This window comes from Flavobacterium sp. A45 (assembly GCF_002001005.1).
Classification (GTDB): Bacteria; Bacteroidota; Bacteroidia; order Flavobacteriales; family Flavobacteriaceae; genus Flavobacterium.
The window spans coordinates 1-5,761 of the sequence record NZ_MUNX01000119.1; the positions used below are offsets into that span (position 1 = coordinate 1).

Annotated in this window: 5 protein-coding genes; 4 read left to right on the forward strand and 1 reads right to left on the reverse strand. The window is 32.7% G+C overall.

Annotated features, from left to right (window positions below):
- Positions 1-201: 201 nt before the first annotated feature.
- Positions 202-1,062, forward strand: a complete 861-nt coding sequence (locus B0E44_RS14875; protein WP_077376929.1) for a hypothetical protein — start codon at positions 202-204, stop codon at positions 1,060-1,062.
- A gap of 87 nt (positions 1,063-1,149) precedes the next feature.
- Here the strand turns inward: B0E44_RS14875 and rlmN are convergent, their stop codons facing one another.
- Positions 1,150-2,193, reverse strand: a complete 1,044-nt coding sequence (gene rlmN, locus B0E44_RS14880) for a 23S rRNA (adenine(2503)-C(2))-methyltransferase RlmN (RefSeq protein ID WP_077376932.1) — start codon at positions 2,191-2,193, stop codon at positions 1,150-1,152.
- Positions 2,194-2,825: 632 nt separating this feature from the next.
- On the opposite strand from rlmN, the gene B0E44_RS14885 reads away from it, so the two are divergent.
- Genes B0E44_RS14885 through B0E44_RS14895 form a run of 3 tightly spaced genes read left to right on the forward strand, consistent with a single transcriptional unit; the run spans position 2,826 to position 5,315 of the window.
- On the forward strand, positions 2,826-3,389 hold the full coding sequence (locus B0E44_RS14885) for a YceI family protein (RefSeq protein WP_077376936.1): 564 nt from the start codon (positions 2,826-2,828) through the stop codon (positions 3,387-3,389).
- A gap of 11 nt (positions 3,390-3,400) precedes the next feature.
- The gene (locus B0E44_RS14890; RefSeq protein WP_077376939.1) at positions 3,401-4,759 is read left to right on the forward strand and encodes a hypothetical protein; all 1,359 of its coding nucleotides are present in this window, start codon (positions 3,401-3,403) and stop codon (positions 4,757-4,759) included.
- 1 nt (position 4,760) lies between these two features.
- Positions 4,761-5,315, forward strand: coding sequence for a hypothetical protein (locus B0E44_RS14895; protein ID WP_077376942.1), 555 nt, complete (start codon positions 4,761-4,763; stop codon positions 5,313-5,315).
- Positions 5,316-5,761: the final 446 nt, after the last annotated feature.

Consider the following 5,761-nt stretch of genomic DNA (forward strand, 5'->3'; position numbering starts at 1 on the left):
ATTATAACTTTATAAAAATAGTGTTTTATAGTATACTCCATTACTGGAACACAGATCATTCATTCTACTCAAAAAAATTCGAAGAAACATTGAATCCTTTCAATTAAGGAATTAATCTTTTATTATTTTCAAAAAAAGTCTTTTCGTTAACCTTTTTTTTAAAAATTAAACATCTTATAATAAACCTTAAATCTATTAATTATGAAAACAAAGTTTTTTTTCATTGCTTCATTTATAGCAACAGCCTTATTTATCAGTTGTGACAATTCAGACAATAATACTGATAACACGAATCCTACTTCTCCAACCAGCCAAGTAGCTGTAGATAATAAAATTGACGCTTCCATTGAAGACGTTTCAAATATAGCGGAAGATCAATTTTCTATGAAACAAAGCAGTTCTACTGGAAAATCTGAAACAGTAAAAAGTTTTTTACCCGCCTGTGCTGTGACAACATGGACGTATGTAGACGGAACATTTACAGGTTCAATTGATTTTGGGACTGAAGGTTGTACTCTTGAAAACGGAAATGTATTAAAAGGAAAAATTACTCTTTCTTTCTCAGGGAATTTCATGACTCCAGAGCAGACGATTACCTATTCCTTTGATCAATTTTACCACAACGGCAACAAAATTCAAGGTAGCAAAACCATTATAAGAACTCTTAAAAGCACCGAATTGCTTGCCGCAGTGCATCCTGTATTCACTTGCACCGTTGACATGACAATAACTTTTGAAGATGGATCTATTTATACTAGAACAGGAAATAGAATAAAAGAAATGGTAGAAGGTTATGACACAAAAGGCAATTGGAGCGATAATGTTTTCTTGGTAACAGGAAGTGAAACCACAGCCTGGCCAAATGGTGACACCAGTTCAAGTACAATTAAAACACCGCTGCGTTATGAAATGGCCTGCAAAAAACCATTCCCTGTTTCTGGTACAGTTTCAAAAGTTAAAAATGGTGTTGAAACATTGGTTGATTATGGAACTGGCGAATGCGACAATCTTGCATCTGTAACTGTTGATGGTGTAACAACTACGATAGAATTAAAAAAATAAAGCAACAACTTTCTTAAAAGCAAAAAAGCATTAAAATGAACTTAACTGTTCTTTTTAATGCTTTTTTTATTTCTCATAGTTTGACATTTAAGCTTCTTTATTGGCTAATTGTCCACAAGCTGCATCAATATCTTTTCCACGACTTCTTCTTACTTTCACCACAATTCCTGTGTTTTCAAGTGCTTTTATATAGGCATTTATAGATTCTTCCGAAGCTTGTTGAAATTCTCCATCATCAATAGGATTGTATTCAATCAAATTTACTTTACAAGGAACATATTTACAAAATTTCACCAAGGCATCTATCGAGGCTTTATCATCATTAATTCCTTTCCAAACTACATATTCATAGGACACCTTACACTTTGTTTTTCGATACCAATACTCTAAAGACTCTCTTAGATCAGCTAAAGGAAAATTTTCACTAAACGGCATGATACGTGATCGAATTTCATCAATTGCAGAGTGTAATGATACCGCCAATTTAAATTTCACATCATCATCTGCCAATTTCTTAATCATTTTGGGAATTCCAGAAGTCGAAACCATAATACGTTTTGGAGACATTCCCAATCCTTCTGGAGAAGTGATCATTTCAATCGCTTTCAAAACATTATTATAGTTCATAAGTGGTTCACCCATTCCCATAAAAACAATATTCGACAGTGGATGATTGTGATACAGCCTGCTTTCTCTATCAATCGCGATTACTTGATCGTAAATTTCGGCCGGTTCCAGGTTACGCATGCGTTTCAATCTGGCGGTAGCGCAAAAATTACAATCCAGACTGCAGCCCACCTGACTAGATACACAAGCTGTAGTTCTAGTTTGAGTTGGAATCAAAACACTTTCAACCACCAATCCATCATGCAAACGAACCGCATTTTTAACCGTTCCATCTTCACTGCGTTGCATTGTATCCACTTTGATGTGATTGATAACAAAATTATCTTCCAGCATGGCACGAGTGCTTTTGGCGACATTGGTCATATCTTCAAAACTGTGTGCGCCTTTACTCCACAACCATTCATAGACTTGATTACCCCGAAAAGCTTTATCACCATTGGTTACAAAAAAATCTCTCAATTGGTCTTTGGATAGTGCCCGTATGTCTTTTTTCTCAATTTGCATGGTGCAAATTTAACGACATTTTGTTGATATCGCAATTTTAAATAAATGACCCTAAAATTACTTATATACTGAAGAGCAGTTTCGGCTTTTTAAAATTCAATAGTATTCATTGGCGATTGTCTCAAGAAAAAAAGTACCCATCCAATTTATATAAATCCTCTTGATTATTTATTCAAGTCGTCAAAAAAGAAAATCTCCCAATTATTTTTAAAACATTAAAACATTTTTTTAAAATATTAACAAAATAATTGGAGGAAATAAAATACATTTTTGATTCTAAATTTTAAATAGATCAAATAAAGAACAAATCAAATAACAGAGAAAAAGATCCTTCATTAAAATCTTACAAAAAGACCCTAAAGTCTTATATACAAGGATGTTACTATTATTTTTACATCAAAAAAATATAACAAAAAGCAGTAAAAAAAACGATATAGTCAACAACTCAGCCCAATCTTTGAATAAAATACATTTTTTATATTTTTCTTAACATGATTTATATCATATTCCTATTTTGACTTCCATCCTAAATTTGTACCAGTTAAGTAAGTAAAAAGATTTTAAATGAAAAATCAGAACGAAATCTTACTGCTCTAACAAACTTTAATTACAATCAATTTAAATAAAAAGTCATGAATTCAAAAATTAAAACAATTATCACCTCAATGGTTTTGTTTACAATGACCTTATCAGTAAACGCTCAAAAAAACTACACTTTAGATGCAAAAACAAATTTTTCAGTATTAGGAACCTCAACGCTGCATGATTGGGAAATGAAATCACCTTCTAGAACAGGAACAGCTAATCTTACGATAGTTGACTCAAAATTGACCGACATCAACAGTATCGACATTACGCTTCCAGCTGAAAGCATTAAAAGCGAAAAAAAGAGCATGGATAAAGTAGCTTATCAAACTTTGAAAACAGACAAATTCAAAAACATAAAATATATTTTAAAATCTGCTGAAAAAGTAAACGAAACCACTTGGAATCTTACCGGTACCTATACCATTGCAGGAGTTTCTAAAGTATTAAAAACACAAGTAAAAACTTCCGTTTCCAATGGAGTTGTAAACTTACAAGGATCCAATAAAATAAAATTCACCGAGTTTGGCATGAAATCTCCAACTGCCTTATTGGGAACTATTAAAACAGGAGAAGACTTAACAATAAAATTCAATTTAAACTTTAACTAAATACCATAATCATGAGAAAAATTTATCTCTTAGCAGTAGGTCTATTATCTATGGCCTCAGCAAATGCTCAAGTTTCATTTGGGCACATACAAAACCAAATTTCAAGAGGAAAAGACGGGATTAACGTTTTTGATGTAAAAAAAGACACTGTTGAATTCAAAGGAATCAGTGTTGATTTAGGTGGCGCTTTCGCGATGCAATTTCAAGCATTGAACTCTTTCAACGATCAAACTGAAGGTACTCAAGCTGCAAGTGGTACCGTTAAAGCATACAGCAATTACAGATTAAATAATTTAGAAAACAACTTCAATTTACCTGAAGCCAACATGGTTATTGGAGCTCAATTGGCAGATGGAGTACGAGTAAATTTGGATATTTATCTTTCTGCAAGACACCACCAAGAAACATGGGTAAAAGGGGGATACTTACAAATTGACAAACTAGATTTCATTAAAAAAGATCTTTTGGCTGATGTTATGAAATACACTACCATCAAAGTCGGTTACGGGGAGAACAACTACGGTGATGCCCACTTCAGAAGAACTGACAACGGTAATGCCATGATGAACCCTTTCATAGAAGGTAACATTATGGACTCTTTCCAAACTGATATGGGAATGGAAGTTTACTATAACAGAAACGGATGGGTAAGCATGTTAGGAGTTACAAACGGTAAATTAAACCAATCTGTAGCAGAAACATCTAGTAATCCATCTCCAACAATCTTGGCTAAATTTGGATATGACAAACAATTGAATGATGATTTAAGAGTAAGATTAACTGGTTCTTACAATCACAATGCTAGAATGAGTTCAAACCCTTGGTCTTCTGATAGAAGTGGTTCTCGTTACTTTGGCGTAATGTCTCACCAAGCATATACATATGGCGGAGCTGCTGTAGCAAACAACTTTGATCCAGTTGCAAACAAAGATACAGGAAGATACCAACCTGGTTACAAACAATACTATACAGCTTTTATGTTCAACCCATTTGTAAAATACAAAGGATTGGAATTCTTCGGAACTATTGAAACAACTTCAGGTGGAGCCAGCGCTACAGACCGTTCACAATCTAAAAGTGTTAACCAATTCGTAGGTGATGTAGTTTACAGATTCGGAAACACGGAACAATTCTATTTAGGTGCCCGTTACGGTACAGTTACAGGTGAATTGGAACAACAAAATGTTGACGCAAGTATCAACAGAGTGGAAACTTCTGCAGGTTGGTTTATGACCAAAAACATCTTGGCAAAACTTGCTTATGTTAATCAAACTTACAATGACTTCTCTCAATCTTCTGCAGCAGCATTGAATGATAATTATGGAGGTCATTTTAACGGAATTATGTTTGAAGCAGCAATTGCATTCTAATATGAATCAAAGAATATCATTACTATTAATGGGTTTAGTACTTCTATTTTTATTGGGAAGTGCTAAACCCATTTCTACATTAATTGACTCCAACATCATCATCATTGATAGACTTGAAATAGAAATTCTGGGGAATTCGACTGTAGGCAAATACAGTTGTTCCAATTACCTTCCTTACAAAGACACAATTTATTTAAATTCCACTATTAAAAACAGTTTGAAGTCCGAAATCTCGATGAGCAACTTTGAGTGTGGAAACCGAATTATGAACAAAGACCTTAAAACCACTGTTAAAGCAACCAAATTTCCTAAAAGCACAGTAACCATTACCAACATAAAACCTTTTGGAACCAATTACAAATGCACTTTAAATTTTCGTATAACGGATAAAACTCTTTCCTACCAAAACTTAGTTTTAAAAAATACAAAAGAATACTTAGAAGGAAGTGTGGCAGTAAAATTTTCGGAGATTGCCCTTGAGCCACCAACAAAAATGGGAGGCATCATAAAAGTAAAAGATGAATTTGTGATTCATTTCAACTTACATAAATTATAATTTAACCTCATACTTAATTTCAGTTCCTAATTAAAACAAATGTTTTATTAGGATTTTTTTGTTTTAAAAAAGGTTCAAAAAATCAAGAACTACGTAATTTAACAAAACATCAAATAGCATATTCAGGAAGTCTCCGATCCTCTAATACACCTGAAAATAGTGTTAAAATCAAACTTGGGAATACAATAAAAAAGACAAAATTGTTAATATTCAGAAAAATAAGTAGCCAATTTAGCATTTTACTCTTTTTTATATCTTTTGTTTTACTAAATTTGTCTTAACTCAAATCAAAATAATAATTTGTTTGTCAATTAATTTAACTCATTCTGACCAAGAAAAAAATGGTAGTGTGACAAAAAAAATGATCTAAGACTATGTTAATACCCCCAAAATTAACACTTAACCATTATATGACACAATCAAACAATTTCTATACTAAATAGAAC